Below are 14,433 nucleotides of genomic sequence, written 5' to 3' on the forward strand. Positions count from 1 at the left end.
AATTTTATTCTTCATATAGTTATTAATAATAAATTTTATAAAGATATTTATTGATTAGTGAAAAAAATACGATAATATATCCATTATACGAAATATAATTCGATAATGTTTATATCGGAGGTTTCAAAATGGCAATTGTTCTTGACGATTATGATAAGGCTATATTAAGGGAATTGCAGGAGGATGCTTCAATATCAAATTTAAATTTATCTTCATTGAACAGTGGAGGAAGGAGGATAAACATTACAGTGCTGTATTAGGGCTGGGACTTTCGACTGTGTGTCTAATTATTTTTGGAGGAAACCATTTCATCCTACCTGCTATGATAGCTATTTGGGGGGCACTTACTTTGCTTAGAAAGCCATTGGAGAAAGGGGAGGTCAGCAACATATGACAATGAATATAACTCAGCAGATTATTACGATTGCTATGGTTGTTTTAGGAACAATGCTAACAAGATTTCTTCCATTTATTGTTTTCCCATCAGGTAAACCCACACCGAAGTATGTACAGTATCTCGGCAAAGTGCTACCATCGGCGGTCATTGGACTTTTAGTTATTTATTGCTTCAAAGATGTGAGTATACTTGCTGGTAGTCACGGCATTCCTGAACTTATTGGGGTCGCAGTCGTGGCACTGCTACATGTTTGGCAGAAAAAAATGCTCCTCTCCATTGCTGGCGGAACCATTGCCTATATGATTATGGTCCAATTTGTTTTTTAGTCACATTTATAATGACTTATGCTCCATTTCCTATTACCACTTCTTATACCAATAGTAGTGGAATTAATATTCAATAATCTAAAGGGGGAGATAAGAATGAAAAAGAAAATTGATGAGCAAGAAATTTATGAAAAGCACTACAAACAAATTTATAAACAAGTAAAAAATGATCCATATGCTGAATCATTAGGTATCCAGCTAACAAAATTTGAGGCTGGTTTTGCGGAAGCTGTTCTAAAAGTGCAGGATCATATGGTAAATGCTTTTGGAACTGTTCATGGTGCAGTTATTTATGCTTTAGCAGACCACGCCTTTTCGGTAGCTTGTAATGCGTATGGAAAAACCTCAGTAGGACTATCCACAACAATCCAGTTTATAGAAGCCGCAAAACCTGGAGATAAGATCGTTGCCCGTGCAACTGAAGTAAGACGAAACTTTCGTACTGGATTTTATCGAATTGAGATTTTTCATGAGCAAAATCTAATAGCAACAATGGAAGCTGTTTCTTACCGTAAGGATCATTATTTTATTGAATTAGATGAACAAGATTAAGCGTTGTTTTTTGTCTGAAAGCTAGCTTTACGATTTCCAACTAACAGACAATATGAAAAAATGGTCATCTAATTCCTGATTGAATTATAAACTTAAACTAGAGGGTACTTGAGTTAAAGAAGGGATTGCTGCGGCGATCTTTTTTTAGTCAGTAAAGAAAGGATTATTCTATACATGTATAGAATAAAATAGTTATCTTTGTTTAGGTGGTGTTTTGATGCTTCAACATGAATATGGATGGGTTCGACAAACTAGAGGAACTCTGTTAGATTTTTGCGGGAAATTAGATTCTAATCATTTTACTCATACAAATGGATTCGGTTGGCAAAGTGTAAGAGACACATTGGTGCATATAGCAGATTGCTATGTTGCATGGCTTGGCTCATTTGTTTTATTAAAGACAAACAAACCACTTACTCCAAGGGAAGATTTACATAATTTCAGTTTAGAGCAAATAATAGCACGATTTGAACAAGTGGATTCAATCGTAAATGAACTATTAGAACTACATGGACATAATTTAAACGTGTTAATTGAGAGAGAGATCCCTTGGAGAGAAGCACCGGAACTTTTATCTATTACTCCTCTTAAATTGCTAATGCACACTATTACTCACGAGTTTCATCACAAGGGACAAATAGTAGCTATGCTCCGTCAGATGGGTTATGAGCCCCCAAATACAGACGTATTAGGAACAGAAAATTAATTTATTCAAGAAGTAATTTGGGCGATGTTAAGTGACATTGCCTTTTTCGTTGAGTAAGTTTGTGAAGCATCGTACTAGAAGTAACAGGTACTATGGCTTTTTTACATAATCTTATTTTATTAACTTATAGAGTGAGGTTTTTTAGTTGTTGAAACAAGAGCATCAAGCTGGTTTCTTAAAAGTTTACTATTTTTTTATTTTCTTCGCTCCTGGGTCATTATTCACTTTGTTAAGCGTATATTTACGAGATAAGATTCATTTAACAGGTATTCAAATTGGTACGGTAATGGCTGTAGGTCCTATTGTAAGTATATTAATGCAGCCTATTTGGGGAATGATTGCTGATTATAAACAAAAACCAACATTAATCCTTTCATCTACCCTTTTGGCTTCTTCATTTGCGGCAATGATATATTGCTTCTCTACTAGCTATATCACGGTACTCATATCCTCTATTTTGCTCTTTATACCATTTAGTGCAGTCAATCCATTAAGTGATAGTATAACGGTAAGTTATTCTAAAAGGATGAAACTTGAATATGGCAGTTTTCGACTTTGGGGAGCTTTAGGTTATGCACTAGCTGCTGTCATTATGGGACAAATGATGGAAAAAATAAGTTCCTCCATCATTTTTTATAGTTTTATTTTAATCTCTTTGATAGCTGCTTTTTTTTCGTATAAGCTGCCCTCAGAAAAGATCATTGATCATAAGGCTAGTTTTAAAAGTTTTAAAAACTTACTGACATATCCTCAATTTGCCCTATTTCTTTTAGCGACATTTTTTACTTTTGGTCCAATGGATGCCAATAATACATTTTTGGGAATGTACATTCAGGGGATTGGTGGAACCGCTGCTAATGTAGGGTTAGCTTGGTTTTTAGTAGCAGCATTTGAAGTACCCTTTATGAAGCTCTCAAGTTTCTTTATAGGAAAATTTGCTTCATTAAATGTAGTTCTTATTGCGACAGTGGCATCATCCCTGCGGTACATTCTTTATTATTTTTCAACGTCAATAATCATTGTCTATCTCAGCACAATGATACAAGGATTTGCATTTGCTTTATGTATCACAGCTAGCCTTCAATACGTTATGGATATATCCAATAAAGAAATGAAAAATACTGCGATATCTCTTTATTCTACTGTGGCTTATGGCATAGGAAATTGTTCATTTACGATAGTGGGTGGTTGGATTTATGATAAATTCGGCATTCATATTATGTACCTTGCTTTTGGCATCATTACAGTTATCGGTATAGCAATGTTTATATTATTACGAAGTATTGGAGTCAACCACTCAAGAAAAAAGCTGGAGTAATTTTTAACTCGATATTCTTAATAACTAAAAGATGCTTATGGGAAGGGATGTTACCGCAGTCTCTATTCTTATGTCACTATCGGGGCAGGTAAAAGAACAAAAAATAATGTTTAAAATAAACAAAATGATAAAGTTGGTGTTTTATGCAGGATTCAATACTGATTGATAAAATGCTTCGTGAAGATTGGGAGCAAGTACGCGAAATTTACATAGAAGGAATGGCTACCGGAAATGCAACATTTCAAAAGCAAGCTCCTACCTGGGCAGAATGGGATATGAGTCATAAACCTGAGTGTCGGATTGTTGCCCGTTTTGAAGGGGAGATTTTGGGTTGGGCTGCGTTGAGTCCTGTTTCAAGTCGCTGGGTTTATAACGGAGTTGCCGAAGTGAGTATTTATGTTAGCCAACTCTATAGAGGGAAAGGAATTGGTAATAGGCTTTTAAATTCACTAATTACAACAAGTGAAGAGAACGGATACTGGACCTTACAATCCGGAATATTCCCTGAAAATATTTCTAGCATTGCATTACACAAAAAATACGGGTTTAGACAAGTTGGGAGACGCGAACGTATTGGTAAAATGGATGGTATATGGCGTGATACTGTCTTATTAGAAAGAAGAAGTAAAACCGTTGGAATTAAGTAATATAAGTGAGACTGCCTGTGGGCAGGTTTTTATTATATTAAAGGTCAGTTTTGTTGAAGAAAAAATATACATAAATTCAATTTAATAATACTTATTTTTGAATGGCGGATTAAAGATAATCATATAAAACTCCGCATATTATCAATCTATATGTTATACTGTAGTCAACCTTTTAAGTTTTTAATCATTTTACAGTACTTGTATCAACTCCCTGCTTACTTGTTAAGTAGGGTTTTTTATTGAGTATCATCTAAAAACATATAAAAAAAACAGACTCTATTTATAGAGCCTGTTTGTATAATTTTATTTAGATTAAGCTTTTTGAACGTTAGCAGCTTGAGCTCCACGAGCGCCTTGCTCAACGTCAAATGTTACTTTTTGACCTTCATCTAAAGATTTGAAACCTTCACTTTGGATAGCAGAGAAGTGAACGAATACATCGTCTCCATTTTCACGTTCGATAAATCCAAAAACTTTTTCTGAATTAAACCATTTAACTGTACCTTGTTCCATTGTTGTTGCCTCCTAGTGTGTAACCACACAATGTATTACTATCCTTGCCCAAAGTGATCATCAAGATAAAAAGTCGATACTCATACTATCCTTTACACCGAACAAAAATAATTCTTTATTATCATAACAGAAACCGGAAAAGTTTGCAAATTACCGAATTTTAGCTGAAATGCTACTGTTGACCTGGTGCCTGTGTAAACCTGTGGAATTGAAGCGGTATTTCGTTTTGTCTTATTCAGCTAAAGGGGGCGGAAGAAGGGTTTCCGCTAATTTTAATTGAATTAGTAGTTTAGTGTTTGCGTAGCTACTTCTATTGTTAGGAGGGTCTTTTTATGGCTGAGTATGTAGTTAATCTTAATCCGGATTTTGATGACATTGAAGAATTTGAAGATGCGGAAACAACTTATGTCAAGTGATATTGTATGATAAGAAACCAGGGAATAAAATTTTAAATCTAAAGGACTATATGGTGCAAGGCTACAAAATAACTAATGAAATCGAATATTGAGGTTCATAACCCTAACAAGCGATTTGTGGCAGCTGTTAATCAAAAGTAAACTAAATGTTGCTCAGTAAGTAAATGTTGGGATTGAAAGTTATTAAACGGGTGCTTGAGTTTAGCAAAAAGTTATAACGGCAGCTCTTTATCCCGTACACTAAATCGTTTAACAATAAAATCTTCTTTATATACCTAATAGGAGGTCAATATTATGAAAATTAAAGGTTTCGGTGGGGTTTTTTGGAGAACAAAAGATGTTGTCTCATTAAAAAATTGGTATAAAGAAACTCTAGGTTTATCGATGGAAGAGTGGAATGGTACTGTCATCAAGCCAGATGCTGACAACGAAACAATCTTTTCTTTGTTTAAAGAAAGCAATGATTATTTTCCAGAAGAACAATCTGTGATGCTAAATTTCCAAGTAGAAAATATCGAAGCTTGGATGGAACATTTCAATAAAATTGGAATACCACTTTTAAAACAGCCTGAAAAAAGCGAGTTTGGAACATTTATTTGGATTTCTGATCCAGATGGAAGATGGATTGAAATATGGGAGAAATAATCTTGAATTTAAATCTTATTAACGGAGGTTTTAGTTAAACAAGGATCCAATACTTCTTTATAAAAAACATAAGGAAAAGGGCATCGGATTAAAAATGATCAAGATGCCCCTTTTGATACCAATGACGACATATGTTTGAAAAGATCGTTATTCAATCATATTCTTCGTAGCCTGGTACATATTTTCTGTGTATTCATCGATTTCATCTCTTGACATCCGTAAGCGATCTACAGAAGAACCGTATCCAATTTCTTTTTTTCCTTCTTCTAATCCTTTGAAAATACCATCTGCGAAGGCATCTAAAGGTTCTCCATGTGTATGAAGCCCTGTACCGCCTAAATCTGTATTCACTGCTGGAGGAGCCACTTCAATGACTTCTACAGATGACTCAGATAGTTGGTGTCTTAGACTCATTGTAAATGAATGGAGTGCCGCTTTTGTTGCTGAATAAATTGGTGCAATGGCAAATGGTGTGAAAGCTAACCCGGATGTCACGTTGATGATAGCCGCTTCTTCTTTTGCAGCAAAATACGGAGCGAATAGCATCGACAGATGAAAAGGGGCTTCAATATTGGTTGTCATTTCTTTATTAAAATAACTCCAATTGTTCTTTGCATCTGCTTTTAATAGATTAAAACGCTGTTGGATTCCTGCATTGTTCACTAAAACATTTACTTCTGGATAGTTCGTTGTTGCCCAATCAAACAAGGCAATGCGCTCGGCTTCATCATCCAAATGACTGACACGGGTAATAAGCTCGGGGTGTTTTTCTTTCGCTTCTTGAAGCACCTGTTCACGCCGCCCGCAGACAATGACTTTATTTCCCGCTTTTAAAAATCTTTCTGCAAAAGCTAAGCCAATTCCAGTACTTCCTCCGGTGATAAGGATTGTATTTCCTGAAAGCTTCATTTTGGTTCCTCTTTTCCTATTATTTATTAACCCTTACTTTCCTGAATGCGGTTCATATAACGTGTTATTTTTACATCTATGCCCTTTAAGGATTCTGTCATCAATAAGATTTCGTCTTCCACTGCTTGTTTATGATTCTTCATCATTTCAAGTCTGCGTTCAATCGTACTGTCTCCTTCTAAGATCCAATCAATATACTGCTTAATACCGCTGATTGGCATATGCGTATTTTTTAAACATATTACGGTTCCAAGGAGTGAAATTTGGTCTTCTGAAAATAACCGCCTGCCAGCTTCATCGCGCTCCATTAGTGGCAGCAATCCTTTTTTTTCATAATAACGCAGCGTTGATTCAGGAATACCAAATTGCCCTGCGGCTTCGCTAATGGAATAATACTTCATCGGGAGACCTCCACATTTTATCGTCGACATGATTATCTTACGACTTAAACCATGGTTTAAGTCAACAAAAAAACAATCATCATGATTTTGCCCAGAGGTCCGCTCTTTTAAGGTGTTTTTACAAATTTGATTCCCCGTAGATAACCACATAGTGTTTTTCTTTCTACAATTTTACTTCAAAGTCCTTTACCCATACTGCGTTTCCAGTAATCTCTATATCATAACCAGATTCAGACTTATGGACATCTACCAGCACTTGCCCGTCTTTCTCCATTTCTTGCCCTTGTTCTACTAAGAGCCTTAGGGATTCTTTAAAATTGGTATCTATGTATTTAGCATAATACGCTCCCATTACCCCTGAAGCTGTTCCCGTCACGGGATCCTCAATCATTCCAGAATAAGGAGAAGAGAAATGCCTTCCGTGCATATGAGCGTTAGGGCTGAATGTTTCTAGACAAAACGGATGAATCGATGCTTTTGGCATTTCTGTTAAGATAGCAGGAAATACCTTATTATTAGGTTTCATCTTTTTAAAAGGATCAAGGCTTTTTATGGGGATTAATAATGTCCAATTCCCAGTACTGCCATATACAATAGGTATATGATGATCAATATCCGCTTTTTCCAGTCCAATGGAATGAGCTAAATCCTCAATGGATCCATTAAAATCTTTAAATTCGGGCGGGGCCTGCCTCATAGTTATATAAACGCTATGATCATGAGAGCTGATTTTTATTGGGAGTATGCCTGCATTCGTTTCAATTGAAAAGTCCGTTTTATCCCCTATGAGCCCCTTTTCGTGTAAGGCAAATATGGTTGCAATCGTTGCATGCCCGCAAAGATCTACTTCCTGGCCTGGTGTGAAATAACGTATTCTTACATCAGCCCTATCAGATTGAACGGTAAAAGCCGTCTCGTTAAAACCAACTTTAAAAGCTGTTTCTTGCATTTCTTCTTCTGTTAGTTCATCTCCATTTAAAACAACACCTGCTGGATTTCCTTTATTAGGCTCACTGCTAAATGCATCATAATGGTGTACCTTAATGGATTTCATTTTTTATCACTCCTAGAATATGCTTATTAACTTAATTCCCTTCTAATTGTTTCTCTCCCCTTCTGAATACTAGTAATGGCATTTTTCTCACCGCCGCGGTATACATCTTCTATAGTCATGGACCAGCTCCTAGGTATACGTTTTCTTTTGTGGTTGGGCAGCGGATTGGTGATTTTTCCTCGTTTTAAAATGCCTTCCCTGTTTTTCCTAAGAATATAGTCAGTCTCCCAATTATGATCATATGCTCCAGTGAATAAGTGTAGTAAATGCTGATATCCATCCTTCGTGAAATTAGATGGGTGTTGAATCATATAACAAGAAACAAGCCAAAAATGCAACTGATATAATGCTGGGTCGTTATGCTCCCAAACCAGCAGAAATTGAAACATCTCGTAACAGGATAGTCCATCTACTTCACTTGCTCCACATTCCATACATTTACCTGCTTCTTTGATTGTATGATTGTCAGCCATTGTAGTAAATCCTCATCCTCCACAATTAGAAATTACTTTTCTTGTTTGTTTACTCTATTGCAAAAGTCCAAGCTTAACGTATCTTAGCCCCTCCTTTATAGGGATTTTCCATTTCTTTCGTTGCATGAAACAAATTTGTGCACATTAGGTTGTTTATCGCTTTATGTTTAATAATCCGAAAGATTGTATCGCTAAGTAAATCCAAACGAAAGTCATAATGAACATGAAAAAAGAGGACATCTTCTTATTCAGTAGAATATGTTCAATTCCCAGAAGGAACACACAGAGTGCCAGAATAATTTGGCACATTCCCAGATAGAAATAATTTGTTTCGCCCCCTTTTAACGCATAACTCGCTACAATGAAGAAAGCAATTAAAAGTATAAATTGTATGATTACAAAAGGCTTGATTCTATCTTTTACTATTCGGCGGATTAGTTTATTTAAAAATGGCCTCATTCTTTTCATCACGTCCTTATATCTTGAAAAGAAATACGCTTATCTGCTGCAGAAAACAGATAGCATCTTTTTTATTAATATTCATGTAAATTTATTAATAATCCTGCTTCCAGTCAATGCCCCTTTTAGGGACAAAATAAAAAAGCTGCCAAGCAGGAAGACCAAGGCGCTGCCAATATCACTTTATAATCACAATTGAGACTTTAATTCCATGTTGATTGAAGCGGAAGGCACGAGACTCCTGCGGGAAAAGCTGGCCAAAGGGAGACCCCGCAGGAGCTTGCGACGAGGCTCCCGGCCGGCCGCGGGAAGCGAGTGCCTGTGCAGCGGAAATCAACCAGCAGGATGATCAGGACACAACCAATGTCCCTGAAACTGCCCAATGTTGATTGATACGAGGCTCCAATGAAAAAAAGGGGCATTAAATCATTTCGATTTGATGTCCCTTTTCTTCTGCTTTTTATAGTGGAAACCAATACCCGTTACCAGCAAGTGCTCTTAAAGCTTATGCGGACTGAGCTTTACTTTTCTTTTTACAATAATGCCTAAGCGAATGGAAAGGATGATGGAAATCACGGCTAACACCACAATCATCCCGACAACGCCGATCCAGCCATAATAACTGTAGAACGTTCCGCTTGCCGTCCCGCCGATACTGGAGCCCGCATAATAGAAAAATAAATATAACGAAGCGGCCTGCGCCTTATCGTGAGTGGCTGCTTTTCCAACCCAGCTGCTCGCAATGGAATGTCCCGCAAAGAAGCCGTAGGTAAAGATGGCAATTCCTATTATCTTCAGCCAAATATTTGTATTCAGCGTGATGCAAACTCCCACCAAAAGGATGACTAAGGAGAGCTGCAGTATTTTTCTTTTCCCGTGTTGATCTGCAAGCATCCCCATCCAGGTTGAACTAAACGTTCCGACCAGGTAAACAATAAAGATAAAGCCTACTAGGGTTTGGCTGAGTGAATAGGGCGGTTTGATGAGCTGAAATCCAATATAGTTATAGAGTGAAACAAAGCCTCCCATTACAAGAAATCCAATAAGGAACAAATAGACAAGGCCGGGCTCTTTAAATTGGCTGAACAGTGAGACTGCCAGCTGCTTTATGTTTAATTTCTTAGGCTCGAAATGAGAGGATGGAGGCAAAATCAGCCAGAAAACCAGGCTGGCTAGCAGGCTGATGATGCCTATGCCAATTAAAGCGGCATGCCAGCTAAAGTAATCTGTCAATATCCCGCTTATAATACGGCCTGCCATCCCGCCGATAGAATTCCCGCTAATATACAAGCCCATGGCCATTCCAAGGCTTTTTGGCTCAATTTCTTCTCCTAAATAAGCCATTGCGACAGCAGGCAGCCCCGCAAGCGTAATGCCCTGCAAGATTCTGCATAGAATCAGCAGCTGAAAATTGGGCATAAAGGCTGTTAGGATGGAGAGGATGGAGGAGGCAGCCAAAGAAATGGTCATAATGGACTTTCTGCCAAATACCTCTGATAATGAACCGGCTATTAAAATACTAATGGCTAATGCAATGGTGGTAGAGGAAAGACTTAAACTGGAAACGGCAGGCGACACATGAAACTCCCTGGATAAATCGGGAAGAAGGGGCTGTGTTCCCCATAGTATGGCGAAAGTACTGAAGCCGCCAGCGAATAAAGCTAGAGCAGCCATTTTGAATTTGCGCGTTCCCCGTTGAATATAATTCATGATTGATGCTAGCTCCTTTAATTGGTTTGAAACATGTTGTTTACATACTGGATAAAGCCTTCCACAACAGGCGAGGTATAGCTTCCTTTCAGCCAGGCAATTCCGATCTCTCTTTTACATACCGGCTGCTTTACCCGGATAAGCTTTATCCTGCTTTTATCTAATACCTGAAGGTCCGGTACTAACGAAACTCCTAATTTTGCCCCGACCAGCCCGGAAACCGTTCCAATTTCTTCTCCTTCAAATACGACATCCGGCGTAAAGCCTGCCTCTTCGCATAAATGATTAATGATTGTCTGCATCTCATTCACTTTTTTAAAAGAGATGAAGGGTTCCGTTTTAACCATTTCCAAATCTACTTCGTCATAGTCTGCCAGCCAGTGATCAACTGAAACAATCAAAAACAGCTCCTCCGATAAAAGAGGACGGCATTCTATCTCGTGATCTTCATGAAGCATGGTAATCAGGGCCAAATCTATTTTCCTGGATTTTAAATGGTCCACGATTTGCCGATTTGAGGCTTGGTGTAATTGGAATTTCACATAGGGGTGCTTCTGATGATAAGAGCTGATTATTTCGGGTACTACACTGATGCCGAGTGAAGGGAGAAAGGATAAAGAAACCGTTCCGCTGTCCGGGTGGATTTCATCCCATATTTCTTGTTTCCCGATTTCAATCTGTTTAATCGACTGCTCGACACGGTGCAGGAACATGTTTCCGTATCGATTCAAATAAATGTTTCTGCCTTTCCGGTCAAAAAGCTGAACACCGAGTTCTTCTTCGAGTTTTGCGATTGAACGGCTGAGTGCGGGCTGGGATATGGATAATTGTTCGGCCGCTCGGGTGATGTGCTGAACCTTGGCGACGGTTTGGAAGTAGTTGATTTGATGCCATTCCATTTGGATACCTCATCGTTTTTAGTTTCCTTTTATTCTTATCATACGCTTCTTTTTCCATAACTTCTAATTGTTAATATGCATCAAATTCATGCATAGAAGTTATTGTTTTGTCTCTGAGTTTGTACTTCCTGCAGGTTGATTTCCGCTGAAGGCACTCGCTTTCCGCGGGGCGGTAGTGGAGCCTCCTCGTCGCTGCGCTCCTGCGGGGTCTCCCCTAACACGCTGATCCCGCAGGAGTCTCGTGCCTTCCGCTCCAATCAACTTTGGATTCAAATCAAGATAGGTGTTAAAGAGGATACAAAGGAAGTGCCCTGGTCATCCTGCAGATTACCCTCTATTGCAGTCACTGACTTTCCTTGGTGCTGCTGGGATTCTCATCGTTACAATGCTTCTGCAGAGTTAAGAGAGACAGAGATAGGGAAAGTGCCCAGAACTTCCTGCAGGTTGATTTCCGCTGAAGGCACTCGCTTTCCGCGGGGCGGTAGTGGAGCCTCCTCGTCGCTGCGCTCCTGCGGGGTCTCCCCTAACCCGCTGATCCCGCAGGAGTCTCGTGCCTTCTGCTCCAATCAACTTTGGATTCAGATCAACATAGGTGTTTACGAGATACAAAGGAAGTGCCCTGGTCATCCTGCAGATTACTCTCTATTGCAGTCACTGACTTTCCTTGAGACGGCTGGGAGTCTCCTCGTTGCAGTTCTCCTGCGGGGTGAAGAGAGACAAAGACATGGAAAGTGCCCAGAACTTCCTGCAGGTTGATTTCCGCTGAAGGCACTCGCTTTCCGCGGGGCGGTAGTGGAGTCCCCTCGTTGCAGTTCTCCTGCTGGGTCTCCGCAAGCACGCTGATCCCGCAGGAGTCTCGTGCCTTCTGCTCCAATCAACTTTGGATTCAGATCAACATAGGTGTTTACGAAATACAAAGGAAGTGCCCTGGTCATTCTGCAGGTTGATTTGTGCTTCAGGCACTCGCTTTTCACTTCAATCATCATCAGCCATTAAAGAAAACTTATTTAGTTAATTAATGCAATTATTTGAATAGTAAATGTATAATAGATTTGTAACATACCAACTGGTTAGTATTTTACGTGGAAGAAAAAGAGGATGGAAAGGATGAAGGATATGGAGCATGTAGTAGTGGAAAAGTTGGGGCCGGTGCTTTCTCTGACCTTAAATCGGCCTGAAAGCCTGAATGCCTTTAGTCCTGAGATGATTTTGGGTTTAAAGGATGCTATTCGGAATGCGGGGACAGATGAGGATGTTCAGGTGATTGTGCTGTCTGGTGCCGGCCGTGCTTTTAGTGCCGGGGGAGATGTAAAAGGCATGGGACAAGCGAGGGGTATTGAGGTTTATGAACATATCGGAAAGTTGAATGAGCTTATTTTATTGATTAAAGAAACAGAAAAGCCGATTATTGCAGCTGTGCATGGTTTTGCTGCTGGAGCAGGTGCCAATTTGGCTTTTGCGTGTGATCTCATAGTAGCAGCAGAGAATAGTAAATTTGCGCTTAGCTTTTCTCAGGTCGGATTAATATCTGATGGAGGAGGCTCTTATCTTCTTCCGCAATTAGTTGGCCCTCACCTGGCAAAGCAATTTTTCTTTACGGCTGAGCCCATTCCTGCTGAACGGCTCTATCAATTAGGTGCAATCAATTTCCTGTACCCGCTTGAATCACTGCAGGAAGAAACGATGAAATTTGCCCTTACACTGGCACACGGGCCGGGCAGGGCATTCGGGAAGCAAAAGAAGCTGGTGGACTTATCGTTTACATCCTCGCTGGAAGAAGTCTTGGAACAGGAGCGATTACTTCAAACCTTAATGGTTGAAACCGAAGATCATCAAGAAGGAATCTCAGCTTTTAAAGAGAAGCGGAAGCCGGCTTTTAAAGGAAAGTAGGAAAAAACAAAGAGGGATAGAAGTTCATTCTATCCTCTTTTTTATGCACGAAAGGAGATTATTTGGCAGGTCTGAGAATCATATTGAAAACCTGCGTGGGAATATTCCTTATTCCTTTGGATTTCCCGTTTTCATCTAATACTTCAAGTTTGTCGTGATCATTGTCAACCGCAATAAACTGGTGATTCACATAGCTTAAAGCTTCTACGGGATAGGTGGTATGAAAGGTTTTTATCACTTTGTTTTCTTTGACGTTCAAGATTGTAACTTTCTGACCTTTAAAGCTCAATCGGGTAAAGTTCGTTACAGCAATGTCCCCGTTGCCAATTGAAAGGATATCTCCCACCATGGACTCATAATAATGTAGGTTTTTAATTTTCTTGAGCGTTCCAGCATCATACATCACCAAGGTGGAATCGTCTTTCTTTGGAGCTTCTAAGCCTAAAATCAATTTATGCTCGAAAAGCAATAAATTGTTTAAGCCGCATTTCATTTTTGAAAGCTTTTCTGTCTGGACCTGGCCACTTAAGGAGACCTTCACAAGGAAAGGATAGAAATTATAGTTCCCTAAATCCCGGTAGCTGCTGAAATATAGATTTCTTCCATCAAACACAGCATTGCTTATTAAACCGCCGTTTGTAACCGTTATTATTTTTTTGACCTGTAAATGTTGATCAATTTGATAAATGGAGGGATTTTTTCCATCTTCGTCACAAACAACATAGGTCATCTTCCCTTTAAAGAAGATGTAATGGGGCGCATATCCAACTGTAACCTGATCTATTTTTCCATTATTATTTAAAATAAACACTCTATCATCCTGATGAGTCATATCCGGTTTGTTGACAATGGGAATCCAGATCCTCCGGCTGCTGTCCATATAAATTCTGTTCGTCCACCCGTTGGTCACTTTAATGGTTTTGATGGTTTTCAATGTGACGGGGTCTGCTACTGTAAGATTTTGTTCTGCATTCCTGCCGGATCCATAAATTACGCTTTCCTCGTTGATTTGATTTTCCCAATTACCTAGTGTACAACTGGTTAATAGGAGGCAAAGGAAAAGTAGGAAACATGCATACACGCTTTTTTTAGGCATGAGGATCTCCTTTGTAAATAAA

17 protein-coding genes and 2 pseudogenes are annotated in these 14,433 nt (G+C 39.0%); 10 read left to right on the plus strand and 9 right to left on the minus strand.

Annotation, left to right across the window (positions count from 1 at the left end; genetic code table 11):
- Positions 1–128 precede the first annotated feature (128 nt).
- The 7 genes and pseudogenes from A5N88_RS25140 to A5N88_RS19840 form a co-directional block, all read left to right on the plus strand.
- Positions 129–212 (plus strand): annotated as a pseudogene (locus tag A5N88_RS25140) (AsnC family transcriptional regulator); the annotation flags it as partial.
- Positions 200–394: pseudogene (locus A5N88_RS25920) on the plus strand (branched-chain amino acid transporter AzlC); the annotation flags it as partial. The pseudogenes A5N88_RS25140 and A5N88_RS25920, both read left to right, overlap by 13 nt.
- Positions 391–723 carry a branched-chain amino acid transporter permease gene (locus A5N88_RS19820; RefSeq protein WP_066269250.1) on the plus strand — a complete coding sequence of 111 codons (333 nt, stop codon included), beginning with the start codon at positions 391–393 and terminating at the stop codon, positions 721–723. The pseudogene A5N88_RS25920 and the gene A5N88_RS19820, both read left to right, overlap by 4 nt.
- Before the next feature lie 96 nt (positions 724–819).
- Entirely contained in the window at positions 820–1,275 is a 456-nt protein-coding gene (locus A5N88_RS19825) for a PaaI family thioesterase (protein ID WP_066269252.1), read from the plus strand.
- Between the two features lie 217 nt (positions 1,276–1,492).
- Positions 1,493–1,981 (plus strand): DinB family protein, encoded by a 489-nt coding sequence (locus tag A5N88_RS19830; protein WP_066269256.1) that lies wholly within the window; start codon positions 1,493–1,495, stop codon positions 1,979–1,981.
- 145 nt (positions 1,982–2,126) lie between these two features.
- Positions 2,127–3,299 (plus strand): MFS transporter, encoded by a 1,173-nt coding sequence (locus A5N88_RS19835; RefSeq protein WP_083953229.1) that lies wholly within the window; start codon positions 2,127–2,129, stop codon positions 3,297–3,299.
- Positions 3,300–3,442: 143 nt separating this feature from the next.
- Positions 3,443–3,946 carry a GNAT family N-acetyltransferase gene (locus tag A5N88_RS19840; RefSeq protein ID WP_066269258.1) on the plus strand — a complete coding sequence of 168 codons (504 nt, stop codon included), beginning with the start codon at positions 3,443–3,445 and terminating at the stop codon, positions 3,944–3,946.
- Positions 3,947–4,258: 312 nt separating this feature from the next.
- On the opposite strand, the gene A5N88_RS19845 is transcribed toward A5N88_RS19840, so the two are convergent.
- Positions 4,259–4,459, minus strand: a complete 201-nt coding sequence (locus A5N88_RS19845) for a cold-shock protein (protein WP_066269260.1) — start codon at positions 4,457–4,459, stop codon at positions 4,259–4,261.
- 710 nt (positions 4,460–5,169) lie between these two features.
- Here A5N88_RS19845 and A5N88_RS19850 point away from each other — a divergent pair.
- On the plus strand, positions 5,170–5,520 hold the full coding sequence (locus tag A5N88_RS19850) for a VOC family protein (RefSeq protein WP_066269261.1): 351 nt from the start codon (positions 5,170–5,172) through the stop codon (positions 5,518–5,520).
- A gap of 147 nt (positions 5,521–5,667) precedes the next feature.
- Here the strand turns inward: A5N88_RS19850 and A5N88_RS19855 are convergent, their stop codons facing one another.
- From A5N88_RS19855 to A5N88_RS19870, 4 genes are all read right to left on the minus strand, one after another.
- Entirely contained in the window at positions 5,668–6,429 is a 762-nt protein-coding gene (locus A5N88_RS19855; RefSeq protein ID WP_066269262.1) for an SDR family oxidoreductase, read from the minus strand.
- 26 nt (positions 6,430–6,455) lie between these two features.
- A complete protein-coding gene (locus tag A5N88_RS19860) occupies positions 6,456–6,830 on the minus strand; it encodes a MerR family transcriptional regulator (protein ID WP_066269264.1) in 375 nt (124 codons plus the stop codon).
- A 163-nt stretch (positions 6,831–6,993) separates the two neighbouring features.
- Positions 6,994–7,884, minus strand: coding sequence for a PhzF family phenazine biosynthesis protein (locus tag A5N88_RS19865; RefSeq protein WP_066269265.1), 891 nt, complete (start codon positions 7,882–7,884; stop codon positions 6,994–6,996).
- A gap of 26 nt (positions 7,885–7,910) precedes the next feature.
- Complete coding sequence (locus A5N88_RS19870) at positions 7,911–8,357, minus strand: DUF5946 family protein (protein WP_066269266.1); 447 nt, start codon at positions 8,355–8,357, stop codon at positions 7,911–7,913.
- Positions 8,358–9,034: 677 nt separating this feature from the next.
- On the opposite strand from A5N88_RS19870, the gene A5N88_RS25145 reads away from it, so the two are divergent.
- A complete protein-coding gene (locus tag A5N88_RS25145) occupies positions 9,035–9,205 on the plus strand; it encodes a hypothetical protein (RefSeq protein ID WP_157090734.1) in 171 nt (56 codons plus the stop codon).
- A gap of 109 nt (positions 9,206–9,314) precedes the next feature.
- On the opposite strand, the gene A5N88_RS19880 is transcribed toward A5N88_RS25145, so the two are convergent.
- From A5N88_RS19880 to A5N88_RS25150, 3 genes are all read right to left on the minus strand, one after another.
- The gene (locus A5N88_RS19880; protein ID WP_066269270.1) at positions 9,315–10,526 is read right to left on the minus strand and encodes an MFS transporter; all 1,212 of its coding nucleotides are present in this window, start codon (positions 10,524–10,526) and stop codon (positions 9,315–9,317) included.
- A 17-nt stretch (positions 10,527–10,543) separates the two neighbouring features.
- A complete protein-coding gene (locus A5N88_RS19885; RefSeq protein WP_066269271.1) occupies positions 10,544–11,425 on the minus strand; it encodes a LysR family transcriptional regulator in 882 nt (293 codons plus the stop codon).
- Positions 11,426–11,824: 399 nt separating this feature from the next.
- The gene (locus tag A5N88_RS25150) at positions 11,825–12,052 is read right to left on the minus strand and encodes a hypothetical protein (RefSeq protein ID WP_157090735.1); all 228 of its coding nucleotides are present in this window, start codon (positions 12,050–12,052) and stop codon (positions 11,825–11,827) included.
- A gap of 480 nt (positions 12,053–12,532) precedes the next feature.
- Here A5N88_RS25150 and A5N88_RS19895 point away from each other — a divergent pair, with 480 nt between their 5' ends.
- Positions 12,533–13,315, plus strand: coding sequence for an enoyl-CoA hydratase/isomerase family protein (locus A5N88_RS19895; protein ID WP_083953230.1), 783 nt, complete (start codon positions 12,533–12,535; stop codon positions 13,313–13,315).
- Positions 13,316–13,373: 58 nt separating this feature from the next.
- Here the strand turns inward: A5N88_RS19895 and A5N88_RS19900 are convergent, their stop codons facing one another.
- The gene (locus A5N88_RS19900) at positions 13,374–14,411 is read right to left on the minus strand and encodes a YncE family protein (protein WP_066269273.1); all 1,038 of its coding nucleotides are present in this window, start codon (positions 14,409–14,411) and stop codon (positions 13,374–13,376) included.
- Positions 14,412–14,433: the final 22 nt, after the last annotated feature.

It is taken from the genome of Heyndrickxia acidicola (genome assembly GCF_001636425.1).
Classification (GTDB): domain Bacteria; phylum Bacillota; class Bacilli; order Bacillales; family Bacillaceae_C; genus Bacillus_AE; species Bacillus_AE acidicola.

Bases quoted from the DNA above. Each gene is read 5' to 3' on its own strand.
- A5N88_RS19900 (WP_066269273.1), bottom strand. From the start codon at position 14,411: ATGCCTAAAAAAAGCGTGTATGCATGTTTCCTACTTTTCCTTTGCCTC.
- A5N88_RS19840 (WP_066269258.1), top strand. From the start codon at position 3,443: ATGCAGGATTCAATACTGATTGATAAAATGCTTCGTGAAGATTGGGAG.
- A5N88_RS19825 (WP_066269252.1), top strand. From the start codon at position 820: ATGAAAAAGAAAATTGATGAGCAAGAAATTTATGAAAAGCACTACAAA.
- A5N88_RS19850 (WP_066269261.1), top strand. From the start codon at position 5,170: ATGAAAATTAAAGGTTTCGGTGGGGTTTTTTGGAGAACAAAAGATGTT.
- A5N88_RS19860 (WP_066269264.1), bottom strand. From the start codon at position 6,830: ATGAAGTATTATTCCATTAGCGAAGCCGCAGGGCAATTTGGTATTCCT.
- A5N88_RS19885 (WP_066269271.1), bottom strand. From the start codon at position 11,425: ATGGAATGGCATCAAATCAACTACTTCCAAACCGTCGCCAAGGTTCAG.
- A5N88_RS19830 (WP_066269256.1), top strand. From the start codon at position 1,493: ATGCTTCAACATGAATATGGATGGGTTCGACAAACTAGAGGAACTCTG.
- A5N88_RS19895 (WP_083953230.1), top strand. From the start codon at position 12,533: ATGAAGGATATGGAGCATGTAGTAGTGGAAAAGTTGGGGCCGGTGCTT.
- A5N88_RS19855 (WP_066269262.1), bottom strand. From the start codon at position 6,429: ATGAAGCTTTCAGGAAATACAATCCTTATCACCGGAGGAAGTACTGGA.
- A5N88_RS19865 (WP_066269265.1), bottom strand. From the start codon at position 7,884: ATGAAATCCATTAAGGTACACCATTATGATGCATTTAGCAGTGAGCCT.
- A5N88_RS19845 (WP_066269260.1), bottom strand. From the start codon at position 4,459: ATGGAACAAGGTACAGTTAAATGGTTTAATTCAGAAAAAGTTTTTGGA.
- A5N88_RS19870 (WP_066269266.1), bottom strand. From the start codon at position 8,357: ATGGCTGACAATCATACAATCAAAGAAGCAGGTAAATGTATGGAATGT.
- A5N88_RS19880 (WP_066269270.1), bottom strand. From the start codon at position 10,526: ATGAATTATATTCAACGGGGAACGCGCAAATTCAAAATGGCTGCTCTA.
- A5N88_RS25150 (WP_157090735.1), bottom strand. From the start codon at position 12,052: ATGACCAGGGCACTTCCTTTGTATCTCGTAAACACCTATGTTGATCTG.
- A5N88_RS19820 (WP_066269250.1), top strand. From the start codon at position 391: ATGACAATGAATATAACTCAGCAGATTATTACGATTGCTATGGTTGTT.